At 31.8% G+C, this 17,966-nt stretch carries 17 protein-coding genes; 4 read left to right on the top strand and 13 right to left on the bottom strand.

The window, feature by feature from the left end:
* Positions 1-58 precede the first annotated feature (58 nt).
* Both ACIDC4_RS21755 and ACIDC4_RS21750 read left to right on the top strand, forming a co-directional pair.
* Positions 59-1,447: a M20/M25/M40 family metallo-hydrolase gene (locus tag ACIDC4_RS21755; protein ID WP_412045000.1), complete on the top strand. Its 1,389-nt coding sequence runs from the start codon at positions 59-61 to the stop codon at positions 1,445-1,447.
* 7 nt (positions 1,448-1,454) lie between these two features.
* Complete coding sequence (locus tag ACIDC4_RS21750; RefSeq protein ID WP_412045001.1) at positions 1,455-1,979, top strand: PsbP-related protein; 525 nt, start codon at positions 1,455-1,457, stop codon at positions 1,977-1,979.
* A gap of 54 nt (positions 1,980-2,033) precedes the next feature.
* On the opposite strand, the gene ACIDC4_RS21745 is transcribed toward ACIDC4_RS21750, so the two are convergent.
* The 13 genes from ACIDC4_RS21745 to prmA form a co-directional block, all read right to left on the bottom strand.
* Positions 2,034-3,134, bottom strand: a complete 1,101-nt coding sequence (locus tag ACIDC4_RS21745) for a PAS domain-containing sensor histidine kinase (RefSeq protein ID WP_412045002.1) — start codon at positions 3,132-3,134, stop codon at positions 2,034-2,036.
* Positions 3,135-3,320: 186 nt separating this feature from the next.
* On the bottom strand, positions 3,321-4,004 hold the full coding sequence (locus tag ACIDC4_RS21740) for a YiiX family permuted papain-like enzyme (RefSeq protein ID WP_412045003.1): 684 nt from the start codon (positions 4,002-4,004) through the stop codon (positions 3,321-3,323).
* Between the two features lie 254 nt (positions 4,005-4,258).
* Positions 4,259-5,161 (bottom strand): hypothetical protein, encoded by a 903-nt coding sequence (locus tag ACIDC4_RS21735; protein WP_412045004.1) that lies wholly within the window; start codon positions 5,159-5,161, stop codon positions 4,259-4,261.
* 18 nt (positions 5,162-5,179) lie between these two features.
* Positions 5,180-5,998, bottom strand: a complete 819-nt coding sequence (gene kdsA / locus ACIDC4_RS21730) for a 3-deoxy-8-phosphooctulonate synthase (RefSeq protein ID WP_055097995.1) — start codon at positions 5,996-5,998, stop codon at positions 5,180-5,182.
* Between the two features lie 270 nt (positions 5,999-6,268).
* Positions 6,269-7,060 carry an arylamine N-acetyltransferase family protein gene (locus ACIDC4_RS21725; RefSeq protein ID WP_412045005.1) on the bottom strand — a complete coding sequence of 264 codons (792 nt, stop codon included), beginning with the start codon at positions 7,058-7,060 and terminating at the stop codon, positions 6,269-6,271.
* A 712-nt stretch (positions 7,061-7,772) separates the two neighbouring features.
* Positions 7,773-8,093: a hypothetical protein gene (locus ACIDC4_RS21720; RefSeq protein ID WP_412045006.1), complete on the bottom strand. Its 321-nt coding sequence runs from the start codon at positions 8,091-8,093 to the stop codon at positions 7,773-7,775.
* A 16-nt stretch (positions 8,094-8,109) separates the two neighbouring features.
* Positions 8,110-8,490: a hypothetical protein gene (locus tag ACIDC4_RS21715; protein WP_412045007.1), complete on the bottom strand. Its 381-nt coding sequence runs from the start codon at positions 8,488-8,490 to the stop codon at positions 8,110-8,112.
* A 16-nt stretch (positions 8,491-8,506) separates the two neighbouring features.
* Entirely contained in the window at positions 8,507-8,959 is a 453-nt protein-coding gene (locus ACIDC4_RS21710; RefSeq protein WP_412045008.1) for a 2-dehydro-3-deoxyphosphooctonate aldolase, read from the bottom strand.
* Positions 8,960-9,214: 255 nt separating this feature from the next.
* Positions 9,215-9,892 carry a lysoplasmalogenase gene (locus ACIDC4_RS21705; RefSeq protein WP_412045009.1) on the bottom strand — a complete coding sequence of 226 codons (678 nt, stop codon included), beginning with the start codon at positions 9,890-9,892 and terminating at the stop codon, positions 9,215-9,217.
* A 7-nt stretch (positions 9,893-9,899) separates the two neighbouring features.
* Positions 9,900-11,171: a sterol desaturase family protein gene (locus ACIDC4_RS21700; protein ID WP_412045010.1), complete on the bottom strand. Its 1,272-nt coding sequence runs from the start codon at positions 11,169-11,171 to the stop codon at positions 9,900-9,902.
* A gap of 128 nt (positions 11,172-11,299) precedes the next feature.
* Complete coding sequence (locus ACIDC4_RS21695; protein WP_412045011.1) at positions 11,300-12,808, bottom strand: WG repeat-containing protein; 1,509 nt, start codon at positions 12,806-12,808, stop codon at positions 11,300-11,302.
* An 86-nt stretch (positions 12,809-12,894) separates the two neighbouring features.
* The gene (locus ACIDC4_RS21690; RefSeq protein ID WP_230037279.1) at positions 12,895-13,170 is read right to left on the bottom strand and encodes an ATP-dependent Clp protease adaptor ClpS; all 276 of its coding nucleotides are present in this window, start codon (positions 13,168-13,170) and stop codon (positions 12,895-12,897) included.
* 275 nt (positions 13,171-13,445) lie between these two features.
* Complete coding sequence (prmA, locus tag ACIDC4_RS21685) at positions 13,446-14,279, bottom strand: 50S ribosomal protein L11 methyltransferase (protein WP_230037281.1); 834 nt, start codon at positions 14,277-14,279, stop codon at positions 13,446-13,448.
* Positions 14,280-14,391: 112 nt separating this feature from the next.
* Between prmA and ACIDC4_RS21680 the strand changes: the two genes are divergently transcribed.
* Positions 14,392-15,528, top strand: a complete 1,137-nt coding sequence (locus ACIDC4_RS21680; protein ID WP_412045012.1) for a hypothetical protein — start codon at positions 14,392-14,394, stop codon at positions 15,526-15,528.
* The gene (locus ACIDC4_RS21675) at positions 15,488-17,824 is read left to right on the top strand and encodes a hypothetical protein (protein ID WP_412045013.1); all 2,337 of its coding nucleotides are present in this window, start codon (positions 15,488-15,490) and stop codon (positions 17,822-17,824) included. The genes ACIDC4_RS21680 and ACIDC4_RS21675 overlap by 41 nt, the downstream gene beginning before the upstream one ends.
* Positions 17,825-17,966 lie beyond the last annotated feature (142 nt).

The following is a 17,966-nucleotide window of genomic DNA, read 5'->3' as shown; positions in this document are numbered from 1 at the left end:
CCTGCAGTTCTAAAGAATTTTGTTCCTTTGTGTAACAACCCAAAAACGCATAAACCCTATGAAAAAAACGATTCTTTTAACTGCTTTGGTTTTAAACGGATTGACATCTTTTGCACAGTCAAATGATGAAAAGAATATTAAATTATTCTATAAAAAAGCTTTGACAGAAGCTAAATGTTATACCTGGTTAGAATATTTATCTAACGATATCGGAAGCCGTTTGTCAGGTTCTAAAGGCGCCGAAGAAGCTGTAGCATATACAAAAAGACAACTTGAAACATTAGGACTTGATAAAGTGTATTTGCAGGAAGTTATGGTTCCGCATTGGGTTCGTGGCGAAAAAGAAACAGCTTATATTTTAGACGGAAAAATAAAAACCAGCGTGCCAATTTGTGCTTTGGGAGCTTCAATTGCTACTCCAAAAACTGGGCTTACAGCAGAAATTGTTGAGGTAAAAAGTATAGATGAATTAAGGGCTTTAGGAGATAAAGTAAAAGGTAAAATTGTATTTTTTAACAGACCAATGAATCCTGAAAACGTAGGCACTTTTGATGCTTATTCCGCTGCAGGAGATCAAAGAAGAATAGGAGCAAAAGAAGCTGCACAATTAGGAGCTGTAGGAGCAATTGTACGTTCACTAAGTTTGCGTTTAGACGATTTTCCTCATGCAGGAAATCAAAGTTATGGCGATTTACCAAAAGACAAATATATCCCGGCTGCTGCAATTAGCACAAAAGGAGCTGAATTGTTGAGCAAATCCTTAAAAGTAAATCCGGCTTTAAAATTTTATTTTAAACAATCTTGCGAGACGTTACCAGATGTATTGTCACATAACGTAATTGGGGAACTTACAGGAACAGTAACTCCTGAAAACATAATGGTAGTGGGCGGACATTTAGATTCGTGGGATCTTGCCGATGGTTCTCACGATGATGGAGCAGGAGTAGTACAAAGTATGGAAGTAGTTCGTATACTTAAAAACTTAAACTACAAACCTAAAAATACAATTCGTGTCGTTTTGTTTATGAATGAAGAAAACGGCGGAAAAGGCGGAGCAAAATATGAAGAAGTTGCAAAGCAAAAGAACGAGAACCATATTTTTGCCCTTGAAAGCGATTCAGGCGGATTTACACCCAGAGGTTTTTCTCTTGAAGCAGATGATGCTAACCTGAAAAAAATTCAGGAATTTGCACCTCTATTCGAGCCTTATTTCGTAAATAGTTTTGTAAAAGGGCACAGTGGCTCAGATATCGAACATTTAACGTCTAAAACGATTGTAAAAGCGGGTTTAATGCCAGATTCACAACGTTACTTCGATTATCACCATGCAGCAAACGATAAATTTGATGCCATTAATAAAAGAGAACTGGAACTGGGAGCAGCAACAATGACTTCACTGATATATTTAATTGACCAAACCGGAATTATACTGCCAACGAAAAGTTAGATTTAAAATGAAAATAGTTTTTCAAATAGTCTTTTTACTTTACGCTACACTTGTGTTTAGTCAGCAAAATTCTGAAAAGGCTTATAGAAAACTATATATTAGTGAGAAAAAATATTCATTGCTGTTTCCTGAAAATTGGTATCTTAAAAAAACGGATTCACTTCAAAATTCATTTATGCTGCTGAGTGAAAAAAGTTCCTTACAGGATAATTTTATAGAGAATATCGGTTTGTTAATTAAAGATATTGGTTATGAGAATGTTAAGCCAAAAATGCTAAAAAAAATAATAGATAAAAAATTTGGTGTTAGCAGTGAAATTATTTCAAACCGGAAAGTCTTAAAAAATGGTTTAACAGGACAAGAAATCGTTTATAAGACAATGTTGGATAATGGATACTTTGCGACAATTCTTCAATATTATTTTATAAAAGGAAGAGATTTATACCTATTAACATTCTGTTCTAAACCTGAGGAACTTTTAGATTATATGCCTACTTATCAAAATATATACGATAATTTTGATATTAGGTAATCAGTTTGATATAAAAAAGCCATTCCATTTCGCGAATGGTTTTTTTATATCACCTTAATCCTTAAAAGTAATCGTAAATTTTGCGCCCTCATTAAGTTTGCTTTCCAGACAAATATGCCCGCCAAGATTAGTTACATGATTGTAAACCAAATACAAACCAATACCGTTGCTGTCTTTGCGTGAATTAAATTTTTGATGTAACCCAAAAATCTTATCCTTTACTTTTTCCATATCAAAACCAATTCCGTTGTCTGTAATGGTCAGTTGCGTACTTCCGTTAAAACGATGTGAATTAAAATTAATAATAGGCAAAGAACCGGGTTTCGAGTATTTAATTGAATTTGTAATTAAATTCAGAAAAATACTTTTCAAAGAAGTTTTATTAAAGAGAACCGTTTCTACCTCAGAAAAATCAATAGTAACTTTTGCTTTTGAGTTATAAATTAAAGAGTTGATCGAAAACAAAACCTCTTTTAAAACAGCATCAAAATTCAATAACTCCAATTGATTGTCTTCTTCATTTTTTTTATCCAGAATAGCAACATGATCAATTAAAGTCTTTTTTAGGCTGTATGTTGCGATTTCAATAATCGAAATCAGTTCAAGCGTTTCAGGATCAGTTATGGTAGAAGTATCCAAAAGATCAAAAACAGCCAATAAATTATTTACCGGAGATCTCAAATCATGAGCCGTAGTATAAGTAAGCTGTTTAAGTTCGTTATTTATTTTAGTAAGTTCTGTTAAATGAGCATTTCGTTCCTGCTCCAGCTCTTTTTTAAACGTAATATTTTTAGCAATTGCAAAAATAATTTTGTCCTTTTGTATAGGAAAAGATGTCCATAATAACCAAACCACATTGCCGCTTTTTGTTACATAGCGATTTTCAAAATTGTATAGACCAATTTTTCGGGTTAGATTTTTTCTTGCATTAGAGGTGTTTATCCTGTCATCTTCAAAAACAAAATCGTTTATGGGGTTCGATAATAATTCCTCTTCGCTATATTCTAATAATTTTGATACAGATGGATTTATTTTTTTAAAATATCCATCAAATCCGGAGACACATAATAAGTCCGGCGAAGAATCAAAAAACTCCTCAAACTGATTGAAAAAATCAACAGTATTTTTAGTAAGGTTAGGTGCGCTATGGTTCATAGATTAAACCTAATTTTGAAATTACATTACTAAAATAATATTAAAATTTTACACGAATGTTATATTTTTAACATTGCAAAGGGTTTTTCGTTTAAAAACACTTTAATTCGTTGAACAACATTTTTAATTTAAAAAAGGCAGAAGTAAAATCTTATAAATGTTTTTCACTTCATTTTTAAGAGGCAATTAATAAGTATCTATAATGGTTTTTAATACATCAGAATCGACTAAATCTGATGGTGCAACAACTTTTTCCTCAAGCGGAATGTCCTTTCCGTATCTCTCCTTCAAAATTTTCTGAACCCTGGCATCACTTAAGTTAAAATCCTTCAGTTGCTTTAATTTTGATAACTCAATACCCGCACCATTTTTATAAATTTTCCAGATCAGTTCAGAGCAATAAATTCTCGTGTCCGTCCATTCAAAATAAGCATCGTATTCCTTGCCCATAAAACCCTGACTGTAATCTTTCATTTTTTGTAATGTAGCGGGAGTCAATACAGCATCAGCATTTTTTAATCTTTTTACAAGATATTTAGCACCTTTTCCGTGCTGAATCCAATCTTCAAGCTTTGTTAGTTTTACCGGCTGAACAGCTTCAAAGACAAACAAATTTCCGTTTACGTTATAAATAAGCCCACAATGCGAAAACTTAGAATTCGTAGCAATTCGAACCGCTTCGCATTGACTTGATTCCGAAGTCTGAAAAATAAGATCACCATCCTGAATTTTATTCTGTAAAGAAGCTTCTGTATTATTTTTTGTCTTAGAAAAAGGATTGTTCGGAAAAACCTTCATGGCAACAAATAAAGCACAGCCAAAACTCAATAAAAATGTAATTACGGGAAAAAGATATTTTGATTTTTTCATGTTTTAGATTTAAGATATTTTATCGTAAAATTATATTTCACGCAGATTTTAAAAAGATTCAAGCAGATGCACGCAGATAATTATAAATAGCAAATTTTTAAATTATATCTGCTATAATTTGCTAAATCTGCGTGAAACAAAAAAACTTTGCGACTCCGCGACTTTGCGAGATTTTTTTCTTACTCAACAAATAAAAGGCAAAAAAAAATAGTTACCAAAATGATAACTATTTTTAAATATAATTTTAAGAAATATTAGATTCTAAAGATTCCCCCCACAGCAATAATTCTTTGTAAAAAGAAAAAGTCCTGCGAAGCGCTATCATCATTACTTCTTGTAGTTTTAATATCCTGCATGTTGATGTAACCACCTTTTAGCTCACCTTGCAAGTAAAAATACTTGAAGAAAGTAAAGTTAATTCCCGCTTTTGCAGATAAACCATATCCGGAAATGTGAAAATCATCATGGCGTTCTTTTCCTAAAAGAGTTGTATTAGTTTTAGGATATAATAAACCTGCACCTAAACCCTCAGTTAAATTAATCTGAACCTTATCAGTATTAGTGATACCAAACAATTTCGAAATATCATCATGTCTTGAAACCTCAGTATTAATGTAGTTTAAACCATCTGTATGTTCGTACATTAAAAAAGCAGGAGGATTTCCCTGAGTACCACCCGCAATACCACCTTCCTGAGCACCATGCTGAGACATATCTACAGGAGTATTATTATAATCTCCGTTGTAATAAGATCCAGCCTGATCAGCAGGTAAATTAATATTACCCGTAACATTAGCGATTTGATTCTGAGTCATCACATACTTCATATGATCCCAACCAATAGCAACACTGTAATGATCGCTAAAGAAATATCCCATTCTAAAGTTCGTTTGCGGAATCGTCATGTTTGCCGGATTTACATAATCAATATGATATCCTTTTGGTTTATCATGCGCCTTCATATCATTTACCGTAAAGTTGTAATCCTTACCTCTAAAATTTACGTCAGATTTAGTATAACTTTCTCTGTTTCCTCCCCATGAAACGAAAAATTTTCCCTTATTGTGAGCCGTATATCTTTCTACTGCGATTTCTTCCTGAGCAAATGTGTTTACAGAGAAACACAACAAGAAGAAAAATAAAATATTTGTTTTCAATGAACTTGTATTATAAAATTAAAATGAGTTAACTGTTTTTCTAATGGCAACCAACTTCGTCATTAAACCTTCAAAATAGTCTAAATGCAACATGTTAGCACCATCACTTTTTGCATTAGCAGGATCAAAATGAGTTTCGATAAAAATACCGTCAACCCCAACAGCAATACCCGCTTTGGCAACAGTTTCAATCATATCAGGTCTTCCTCCCGTAACACCGGCAGTTTGGTTAGGTTGTTGCAACGAGTGCGTAACATCAAGAACCGTAGACGCATATTGTTGCATAGTAGGAATTCCTCTAAAATCAACAATCATGTCCTGGTAACCAAACATAGTACCACGATCTGTAACCATAACATTTTCGTTTTGGCAATCCAAAACCTTTTGTACAGCGTGTTTCATGCTTTCCGGACTCATAAATTGTCCTTTTTTCAGGTTCACTACTTTTCCAGTATTAGCCGCAGCCACAACAAGATCAGTCTGACGAACAAGGAACGCCGGAATTTGCAAAACGTCAACGTATTGCGCCGCCATATCAGCATCTTCATTAGTATGAATATCTGTTACAGTAGGAACATGAAAAGTTTCCGAAACTTTTCTTAAAATTTTCAATGCTTTTTCGTCACCAATTCCAGAGAAACTATCAATTCTCGAACGGTTGGCTTTTTTAAACGATCCCTTGAATACATAAGGAATCTGAAGTTTGTCGGTAATACCAACTAATTTTTCAGCAATTCTTAGAGCCATTTCTTCTCCTTCAATAGCGCAAGGTCCCGCCAATAAAAAGAAGTTACCACTTTCAGTATGCTTAATTTGTGGAATATGTTGTATGTTCATAATATGATTTTTTGACAGTGCAAAGGTAGTCATGATTTATGAATACGAGATGAAGATTTAAGATTATTTTAAGAAGCCAATCGCGCTATCCGCTGCAATATTTTTCTCTAAACCCTTTTTTTCTTGGTCTTTGCAGGAGCTTCCTCCGGTCGCTCTGCAAAAACCAGAAAAAATAGGGTTTCTCAAAAAATGATTTTCGCTGCTATCACGGCTAAACTCGTAGTGGAATTACGGGATTTGATGAGGAATATCTCCTCAAAAGACTTCAAATTATACCTTCAAATTAAATTCTGTTTCCAAAACAGTATCCAGTTGATTGTCCTCAAAAGAGATGATTTCGGCAATCCCGTTGGTTACTGATTTTAACGAATTTTTTGATAATATTTTTTTGCCTGACGGATTTTGCAAAACCACAATTAATTTTTGGGTAAATACAGAATCCGGATTCGAGTAATTGTAATAATTGGCAGGTTTAAAATCGATCCATCTTTGTGGAGTCAAATCAAACGAATATAAATTAGTCCATTCTTTTCCGATCAGAATTTGCAATAAAAACTCATTTTCATCTGTTTTAACCAAAGAAAAAGTATCCCAATCATGCTGAATCTCAGTTCCAATTTCACTCAGTTTTAAAGGCTCTCTGATACTATTTCCGCCAAACCCTAAATCAATTAGATATTCTTCGTTTTCGATGGTAGCAATTATTGCCAAATGAGTTTTCGCATTCGGATCAGGATTAACCAAAGGGCGAACCGCAATATAATAATGCGGAAGACCAATTTCCTGAAGCATTAACGAAAAAATACCATTGATTTGATAGCAATATCCGCCACGATTTTTAGTCACAATTTGGTTTACAATATCATCACCAATTAAGGAAATAGCTTTACCTGCCTGCACATCAATGTTTTCAAAAGGCACACTAAATATCTGGCTTTGCATCAATTTTTTTATGCCTTCTAAATTCAATTGAATTTCTCCCTCAAACTTAATTCTCTTTAAATATTGCTGTAAATCGAAACCCGGAGCTTCAATTTTATAATTGTTTTTTAATTGTTCCATTTTATTTTTTTTTCATTTTATCAATACAATCAAAATTATGGCATTTATGGGAGTAAAGATATAATTTAACTTAATTTTCACCGATGTGAGCGATTGGTTCTCTTATAAAAAATCCCAAAGAAAACCTGTCCGGTAAAAAATAGAATATTAAAGAAAATATTAATAAAAACAACTGTTTGAATTACTGATAAAAAACTTTTAGCACTGTATAAATCTGTTCTAATAAAATCGTAGACATTCAATTTTGCAATTAAAACTGCTGGAATCGTCAGTAAAAAATGAATTATAAATTTTTTTAAATCTATTTCATTTACAACTCTTGATAATCGCCAATAATAAAATGAAACGATAATAAGAACTAAGAATTTAAACAGATTTGAAATTATACTTATCGGAATAATAGTAGTATGCCAACCTGGAATTATTGAATTTAAAAAATCAGAATCAATACTCAGAATTAAAATATAATAAGGAAATATTATGAGAGTTAAAGCTATAAAAATTATAAAAGCTGTTTTGGTTTTAATCATAGTAATTTCATATCAAATTTATTTCTCTGTTGCTAGCGCGAGCATCCCGCTCGTGCCGATAATCAAAATCAATTTAAATCATGCGGGCACGAGCGGGACGCTCGCGCTAGCGAAGGAGGAATATCTCCTAAATTATGCATTAGAGTGATAATCAATAGTGGTTATAAGCTTACAAAAAACAATTACTTTTCATAAGATTTTTTGATTTTGTACTGAACAATTATCACGATTACAAGAATAAAAGTTAGCAGAAGAGACAGCATAATGAAACCAAGAAACCCCATGCCACATCTAAAGGAATTTGGATTTTGTTCTAAAAATTTATTAAAATTATAAGAGGAAACATAAAAAGCTATTATCGATAACACTATTTGCGAAAAAAAACTAATCAAACAAACCGTTCCGAATTTTAAAGATATAGTTTCTCCAATTGCTTTTCTGCCAGCTATAATTTGAAATAATAATGGAAGAATAATTAAAATTAATGGAGCTGTTCCGTACATGATTTAATGATTGTTTTTAATTCTTTATGATAGTTCGTAACGAATTATCCTTTTTTAATGTTACTATTTTTTCGAAACTTAATTCGTTTATTTTTAACGCTTTTTTACTTCTAAAAACTTCATATTTATTTTCCTTTTGATTTACATAAATTATATCATATAAATCCAAAGTATCATTTTTCTTTGTAATTACATCAGCTCGTTTCCAATTTTTCGAAATAATACCAAATTCCTCCGTTTGCTTATTGATGATGATATCGCCAGTTTTTGAATCGAAATAGATTTCCTGTAAATCACCATAATGATCTTCAATTTCAACTAAATACAATGTCCAGCCAATAAATACAAAAAGGCATAAAAAGAAGAGCAGAACACGTAGAATTATTTTTCTTACCATTTTAGAATAGTAAAATTTACTCCTTCTTCAAACTCAATCCCATCGGAACCATCAAAATTCCTTTCTCATAAATGTTCAAATATAATTTGACAGGTTTCTTTTGTCCTTCCCATTTTAATTCATAAACATTCAAAAATCCTGCCCCCATATCACTTCTTTTGGTAGGGAAAGGACAACAGGTTTCTAAACGGATATAAGTAATTTTTTCTCCGCTTGGCCCGGCCAGAGCATTTAAAAAACGAGTTTCGTTTATAGCTTCATCTTTCGTATTTCTAAAGAAAATATTAACCGGATAATCAGGATCGAAACCGTATTTTTTATCAGTACTAAAAAGTTTTATTTCAAATGTATTGTTCTTCTTCAAAACCAAATCCGGAGCATTATCATCAACATTTTTCAAAGTCGATCTCGTACTCACACAAGAAGTTGCAGTAATTATTAAAATGATATAAAGAGCTATTTTTTTCATGGTTTAAGGTATTGGTAGTACAAATGTAAAAGTGTTTTTTCTTTTTGCTCCAAATTTCAGGAATTTTCTCTAATTTTTATTTTTTGCCACAGATTACAGAATTAAAAAGATTCAAAAAATCAGCTAAATCTGCGTTGTAGAATAATTTTCAATTCGTTTTATCTGCAAGCTATTTCGTTTACAAATTGTTACGATTCAAAAAATAAAAAAATCAGCGAAAATCAGTTTTACCCGTTAAAATCCGTGGGCTATTTTTTAATCTAATTTTTGTGCATTCAGTCTTATAATACCCACAACAATCAGATATTGTGCCACAAGATACGTTAGCATAATAAAAAAAGAACTTTTTTCGATAGGTGCATGAAATTTATCAAACGCCAAAATACTATCTGAAGCAACAAACGATGCAGCTCCCAGAAAAATATATAAAGCCCCGGGTTTTTTCCAGATTAAATAACCATTAAAAGCAAATAACAGCATAGTCGAAATAACAGCTGCATAGACGATAACAGGAATTTTTAAATCGCCCAGATTTGGCATTAAAACCAAAATCATTGCTGTTAGATAAAAAGCAATTAAAAGGCTTCCAATCCCAAAAAGGATTTTATTGATCTGAATTTCTCCTATGATTTGTTTGTTAAAAAGAACACAATAAGCGATATGTGCGATTAAAAAGGAAACCAATCCTAATATAAAATAGATTTCGGCTATGTCAGCAAAAAGCAGAATAACGTCACCAATCCAGGAAAATAAAAGAGCAGTTAGCAGTATCTTTCTGGAGGGGAATTTTCGATGAAAATAAACTCCAAAACCCAATAAAGGGATCAAAGCAGGTTTTAAAAACAAATCTAAATTTTCATGTCCTGATAACAAAACGATGAGGTATAGAATACTAAAAGCGATATAAATTTTAAAAAAAGCAGCATTTTTCATAAGCGGTTTATGAATTTATTATTTGGTTTGTTTGGTTTCTGAAATCGATGGTTACAAAGTATATCGAAATTAAAAACGACAAACTTAGGTAACCTAAAATAATGTAATTACTCATAGAAAAACTATGATTTAAGCCAAACCAATCTCCATAATACGCTACAATTGCAATCGCAATTATCAAACGTAAACCTTCCCAAAAAATGGCATATTTGCTTTTGTCCATCAACTCTGTGTAGCTATAAATAGTTACCAGAATAAAAAAGCCGTAGATAAAAATATTGGGCAGCCCAATTGTAGCAATATTATCAAATAAATAAGTCACAAACAAAAGCGTAATTAAAACCTGCGCTACAGACCAGTAAATTAATTGCTGCGAGTTTTGTGTGCCGTATTTTTCAAAATCAAAAACGTTATCGATTTTATTTACAGGATATTTTTCATCAAAATTTTCAGGTCGCCAACCCGTTGGTTTAAACCAGATGGTGAGTTTGTCTTTCCAGTTTTCGGCTCTCCAGGCATCTTTTATTAATAGACTCAAATGCTGAAAATTAATCCGGATCGGGTTCCAGGTATTGGCAGGTCTTGTAATGCCAAATACCGGCGGAACATCATCTAATTCGGCCTGAAAAGTACCAAAAAGTTTGTCCCAGAAAATAAAAATCTGCGAATGGTTCTTATCTAAATATTCCGGATTTATAGCGTGATGCACACGATGATGGGAAGGAGTAACGAGAATATATTCAAGAAATCCCATTTTTTTGATGTGTTTGGTATGGTACCAAAATTGCAAAAACAAATGCAGTGGCAAAGTGATTGCAATTACTGTAGCAGGAACACCCAATAATGCGGCAGGAATCAATAAAAAAGTAAATAAATTAACCAGACTCGCGATAGGCTGGCGCAAAGCGCAGGCAAGGTTAAATTCTTCACTGCTGTGATGAATTGCATGTTTATTCCAGAAAAGATTAATTTGATGAGCCCATCGATGACTCCAGTAGCCATAAAAATCGATGACAAAAAAGGCAATACAATAGGAGAGAACATTGGCTTCTAAATGATAGATGGCAATTTTAGAAACCATCCATTCATAAGAAATAAAAGTCAGGCTTAATCCAAGAACATCTTTTACAGAATTGGTAATTCCGGAACTAATACTTGATACGCTATCGATCAAAGGAGCGGTGTCGTCCTTTTTATAAATGCCGTATATTTTTTCGATTATAATTAATACTAAAAAAATAGGCGTAGCGATAATCAATATCTTTCCATATTCTTCCATAAAAAAAACATTCTATTTTGTTCAAATATAGAATAAAATAGAATGTTTTTTAAATTATTTGTAAATTAAACATTTAGAAAAAAAACGTATCGAATTACGATTTTTAAAACAAGTCAGAATGTTCTTATTTAATAATCTGAAGAATAGTTTATCATATAAGCTTTTTTAGTTTTTGGATTTTTAATTTCAAACCTGATGTATTCCTTTATGATTTGATAAGAATCGTATTTGATCTCAAGTTTAATCTCGTTTTTGGCTTTTACGACACCGTATTTGTTATCTTTTTTTACAATAAATTCTGAGGTCGAATAAATGTTTTTAATTGTATCGTATTCACAGGCAACCACGATTTCATTTTTATTGCTAATTACGCCATACTTATTTCCGTTTTTAAAAATCTGAAAATTGCTTTTAGCAAATCCGTTAGAGAAAGGACCATTTTTTGCAAATTCATCTACAGGAATTTCAATCTCAGAATAAGTTTTCCCGGTAATGGTCAAAAGATATTTTTTATTGTTTTTTGTAGCAAAAATTTTGTCTGGAGATACGTTGTAAAACTCATAATCTTCATTGATAATCCGATCGCCATTTTCAGAAAATAACCCGTTTTTATTTTCTAAAGTAGTTACGATATAGTAATCTGAAAAATCGTCAACATCTTTGTATCGAATAGGGATAATCTCGTTTTCTGAAAAAGGATTTATAATACCTTCAAGATTTTCTTTCTTTGCCAATAATTGATTTTGAAAGTGATTATCCTCTTTATAATTTACAGGATAAATTCCGTCATAAATAACTGGTTTTAGTATAGAGTCATTTTTTGTTACTAACCCAAACTTGCTTTTGTCCTTAACAATAAAAAATGATTTATAATTTGTAATATCATCGTATTTACATGCTATTGTATAATCACCTTTAGAATTAATTAATCCTTTTTTATTAGAAATTGTATTTAAAATAATATAAGAATCTGAGTCGATAACTTTTTCAAATCGATGATTTTTAATAGGATCTAAAATTATTTTTCCGTAATTGTCTATTATAAAACTATTGTTGTTCTGAAGCGTTACAATAGTTCTGTTATTTGTAAAATAATCAATATCTTTTGCTTTAAAATTCGTGATTTGCTTTCCTGAAAAATCAAAAAGATCAAGTAAGTTATTGCTCTGAGTATAAATAACATCTGCATAATCTCTTATATAATCAAATTTTATAGGAAGAATTAATTTGTTTAAGGTATCGATTACACCAGTTTTGTTGTTTTTAGAAACTCTAATGAGATTTTTACTTAGAAAATAAACGTCGTCATATTCTAGCGGAATCCTGATGTTTCCTTTCAAATCGATGTAACCACGTTTGAATTTTTTATTGACTGTGGTACCAACTTCGTATAAGTTTTTAAGCTCTTCTTTATTATGAATGTATTCGTAGGTTGGTTTGATAACAACATTTCCTGTAGTATCAATTAGTCCCATTTTTCCTTTGAAGGTTCTAAATACGGCATAATTATTTTCGAAATCATAAACATATTCATAAGTCTTATTTTCGACTAGTTTTTTTCGAAGAGCTTCAAATTTTGATTGGCCTTTTGAAATAAAAGGCAATAAAAGCAGTATAAAAAATGCGATAATTCTCATTTATCTCAGATGGTTTGAAATGAAAACGCATTCTATTCAGTTTTAGTGTAAAACAAAATAGAATGCGTTTTTAAATTATTGGCAATTTAAACAATTTCGGCGCTTAGTCCAGCTTCCAGAAGTTGTGTACATTGAGGTTTTAGTTTATCCATTGGCCCTGTTTTTACAGTGCATTTTCCGTTGTAATGTACAATTAAGGAACATTGTTCTGCTTGTTCAGGCGTGTGACTGCAAACACGCATTAAAGTATCAATTACGTGATCAAAAGTGTTTACATCGTCGTTATAAACAATGATTTCGTTATTGAAAACCGTCGCTTCCTTTTCGCGAACTCTTTCTCTTACTTTTTCTTTAGTACTCATGTTTTTAGGTTTTTGTACTTTTGTAATTATTATTTTTTGTTTATCAAAGATTAAAAAAGATTCTTAAAGAATATAAATTTCACGGAGATTTAAAAAGATTAACGCAAATTATTTTAATGAATTGAATCTGCTTCAATCCATAAAATCTGCGAGAAACAAAATCTTTTTAATCCCTTAGTCTGTGGCTTTATTTTTTTAAAATAAGACTTGTACAGATTTCGTGAATTCTCTAATTATTTAATTGCTGAGTTGTTTATAGATTGAAAATGAACTATCTAATTTACGTATTTTAATGAAACCCAGTTGTTTCTTTGAAACTTTTTAACATATGTTAATCCTTTTTCTGTGCATGAAGCATCAATAAACGGAATGTCTTCTTCATAAAAACCGCTAAACAATATAATACCGCCTTTATTCAAACAATCCACATAAGCCTGCATATCATTCAACAAAATATTACGATTGATGTTTGCAATGATCAAATCGTAACTTTTACCGGCTAATAAAGCGGCATCGCCTTCGTAAACGGTAATATGTTTGCAATTATTGCGTTCAGCATTTTCGATAGAATTCAAATAACACCAGTTGTCTATATCGATCGCATCAATTGGCTGAGCACCTTTCATTTCGGCAAGAATAGCTAAAATTGCAGTTCCGCAACCCATATCAAGCGTTTTAAGACCTCTAACATCCATTTCCAGTAAATGCTGAATCATCATGTGAGTAGTTTCGTGATGACCGGTACCAAAACTCATTTTTGGTTCGATTACGATATCAAATTCAGCATCAGTTTTTTCATGAAAAGGAGCGCGAACATGGCATTTTCCGTCTACATCAATCGCTTCAAAATTCTTTTCCCATTCCTCGTTCCAGTTTACCTGATCGATTTCTTCAACCGTATATTCAATTTTAAATTCTTCAGATTCTAAAATATAAATGTCATCCAAGATATTCTCATCCCATAAATCTTTCTTTACATAAGCCGAAATTCCTGTTTCAGTTTCTGTAAAAGTCTCAAACGCTTTTTCGCCTAATTCAGCAATTAAAATTTCTGAACCCGGTTCTTTTGGTTCAATCGTAAAATGGTATCCTAAATATATATTCGACATAAATAAATTTTTTGCAAAGGTAAGAATCCAAAGTAGAAGTTGTTCATAAATAATCGACATCCTTACCTATATTAATGTTAATTTTGATTTGAATTGTAAGGATTATTAAAATATGAGGAATATCGTTTTTATTTTACTTTTTGTGTTACTTAACGGAGCAACTTGTGAGAAAGAACATGAAGTGGTAAGATCGTTTTGTTATTGGAAAACGAATTTGTATTTTCAGAAAGAAGAGGATTCTTTGATAAAAGATTTGAAAATACAGCATATGTATATTCGTTTTTTTGATATCGATTGGAATCCGTATGCCAAAGAGCCTCTGCCGGTGGCGACAATAAACGATTTTAGATTAAATGACAGCAATCCTGAAATCACGCCAAGTATTTTTATTACGAATGAAGTTGTTTTGCAAGCCAATAAAAAACAATTGGATAGTCTGGCCGCAAGAATCGCGAAACGAGTGCAGCAAATTGGGGTGAGACTGAATGAAACCAAAGCAGATAAAATTGCAAACGAAATTGTATATCCAAAGGATTATTACAAACAGGAAAACTATAAACGTATCAATTATGACTCGGTAAAATCGATCGAATTAGCGAAATTAAAAGTTGATTTTAAAGAAATCTTAATCGATTGTGACTGGACAGAAAAATCGAAAGAGAATTATTTTTATTTGTTAAAACAAATCAAGAGCGGTTTTCCAACAGCAAAAATCTCGGCAACAATTAGACTTTGGCAATATAAATATGCCGAGAAAGCCGGAACTCCGCCAGTAGATAAAGGTTTATTAATGTGCTATAATTTGGCAAAACCAGACGACATTACTACTAAAAATTCGATAGCCACCAGCGAAGAATTAGCGCAATATATTACACACGATAAGTACAAATTAAAATTGGATATTGCTTTGCCGTTGTATAGTTGGGCCGTTGTTTTTAGAGGAAATCAGTTTAAAGGGATTTTATCCGATTATGATCAGTTAAGAAATGATAGCATTAAACTAAAGAAAACATCAGATACGAAATACATTTTACAAGATGATGTTTTAATAGGACAAACCTATCTGAGAAACGGCGATGAAATTAGAATTGAAAAAATCTCTGAAGCTGAACTTGAAAAAATGATTTCAATTATTACCCGTAAAATCAAAATAGACAATCAAACCAAAGTGACATTTTTCTCTTTCGATAAAAAATACATCAACGATTATGGAACCCAAAATATATCCGGCTATTATGAGAGTTTTTAGTAGTGTACTTTTAGTTTTATGCTTTCAGGTTTCTTTTGCCTGCGGTTGGAGCGTTTCGCCAGAAACCAGTAGATTGGCGTTGTTTAAAGCACAACGGGAAGGTTTTTTTAAACTGACACCGTTTTATTATTCAGCAGATTATTACTATTCGACCAATACCGTTTCCGGTGTCGATCAGGAATCGAATTGTCTGGAATGGAAGAAAAAATTAGGGAACACGATTGATCCTAAAGATGTGCATACCATTTTGTACGAAACAGATGGAGAATTATTTGAAACGGCTTATGAAAATAAAACTTTAAAAAAGGCATTCGAAAAAAATACTTTTATCGATGCTTTGTTACTCTCAAAAAATAAAGCATTCTTACAGTATATTTTGTTTGCCAAAAAGTTAGAATACAATAGTAATGCCGATGTAAAATGGGAATCCTGGAATCAGATAGGATACAACAGCAAAGATCATAAATTGGCTGATGTAGGTGATTTCGAAAAGAAAATAAAAACAGCCAAAGATGCTTTTTTAAAACAACGATACGCCTTTTTAATCTTAAGATATAGTTTTTACGCACAGGACAAAAACGAAGTAATTCGTTTATACGATACCTATTTTGCCGAAAATAGAAATACCATTTTAGAACCGTGGGCTTTGTATTATAAAGCTTTATGTATTGATAACCTTGCTTTACAAAATTATTTATTGAGTAAAGTTTTTGCCACTTGCGAAGAAAAATCATTTGCTGTTTTGCAGCACTATAACTGGAAATTAACGCAGGAAACTTTGGCTTTGGCCCAAAACGACGAAGAACGAAGTGTTATTTTGTCTATAGAAAGTTTTCGTAATCCCGCGCCGGATTTAAAAACAATCGAAGAAGTTTACAGACTAAGTCCTAATAGTATCAATTTGAGTTTTTTGATAGGAAGAGAAGTCAATAAACTCGAAGACTGGATTTTTACGCCGCAATACACCAACAACGGAGCTCCTTCGGTTACATTTGAAGGTACAGATTGGTACGAAGATTATGCTAAAGCAAAAGAAGAAAATTTAAACAAAGATATCCTGCATTTAAGAGCATTAGAATATTTCTTAATTGCTATTCGCGAACAAACTTCAGGAGAGCAAAAAGAGTATATTACAGCTGCAATTGCACAGCTTTGTTTTATGGATGATGATATTGCGTTAGGGAAAAAATATACTGATATGATTTCCGACAAAGCCAATGCATCCATACAAATGCAGAAAAATATTCAGTTGGCTTTAGTGTCATTAAAACAAGATGATCTGAAAAGTGAAAAAGTACAAAACCAACTTTTTAAATACTTTGATTCTGTAGAAAGTCTGGTAGAAACAGATTATGGTTTATTTAAAAATCTTTATAGTTTGTACCGAATTGCGAGTGCCGATTTTGCTAAACAAGGAGATCGTGTTACTGCGGGATTATTAATGATGAAATCAGATATTAAAAGTGAAGGGATATATTCTTCTTACGATAATGCCTACTTTTACAGCTACATAGGTTATTTTGACAGAACTGCGACAACACAAGATGTCGATAAATTAATCGCTTTACAGCAAAAAGAAGATAAAACGCCTTTTGAGAAATACATTTGCTCAGGAACTGTAACATCTAATATTGATTACTATAAAGACTTAAAAGGTACAATTGCTTTTAGAAACAACAATCTGGAATTGGCTTATGAAACCTTTTCGTCTATGCCAAAAGATTTCTGGGATAAAAATTATGCATTTAAAGATTATTTGAATGAAAATCCTTTTACACCCAAAATTCTGCAAAAAGACAAAGAACGCAAATTTGATTACCACTTTAACAAAGCAGATTTTATTGCCAAACTCATTCAGTTAAAAAAACAAAACACAGCTTCGAGCAATTTACAATTGGCGCATGCTTATTTTAATGTTTCGTATTTAGGAAATTCCTGGATGATGGTCGCCTACGACTGGACATCTGGTGAATCGTATATCGATTATGTATATGGCGATAATTCTGAGTTGGAGAAAACCTATCAAAAAGGTAACTACTACAGCTTAACGATGGCTAAAATGTATTATGAAAAAGCCCTGAAATTATCTAAAAATAATAACGAAAAAGCAATGGCCAGTTTAATGATTTTTGAATGCAATTATTACGGTCATTATGCCAATATGGTTTCAGCTGAAGAAGAAGCAAAAAATCCATTTAAAGCAGGGAAGGAGTTGGTTGATTTATATTCGATTTACAAAACAACACCAACGTTCAAAAAATACAATTGTCCTTTATTGCATTCCTTTATAAATTAAAATTTTAAACCATATAAGTGATATTAGAAAATTTAAGTTTGATTCTGATAAAAATAAAAGCATAAAAAAAGTGTTCGCGTAGCGAACACTTTTTTTATAGTAAAATCTAAAATCTAAAATCTAAAATCTAAAATCTAAAATC

The organism is Flavobacterium sp. C3NV, assembly GCF_046825355.2.
Classification (GTDB): domain Bacteria; phylum Bacteroidota; class Bacteroidia; order Flavobacteriales; family Flavobacteriaceae; genus Flavobacterium.
This window is presented reverse-complemented; position numbering and strand designations above follow the sequence as displayed.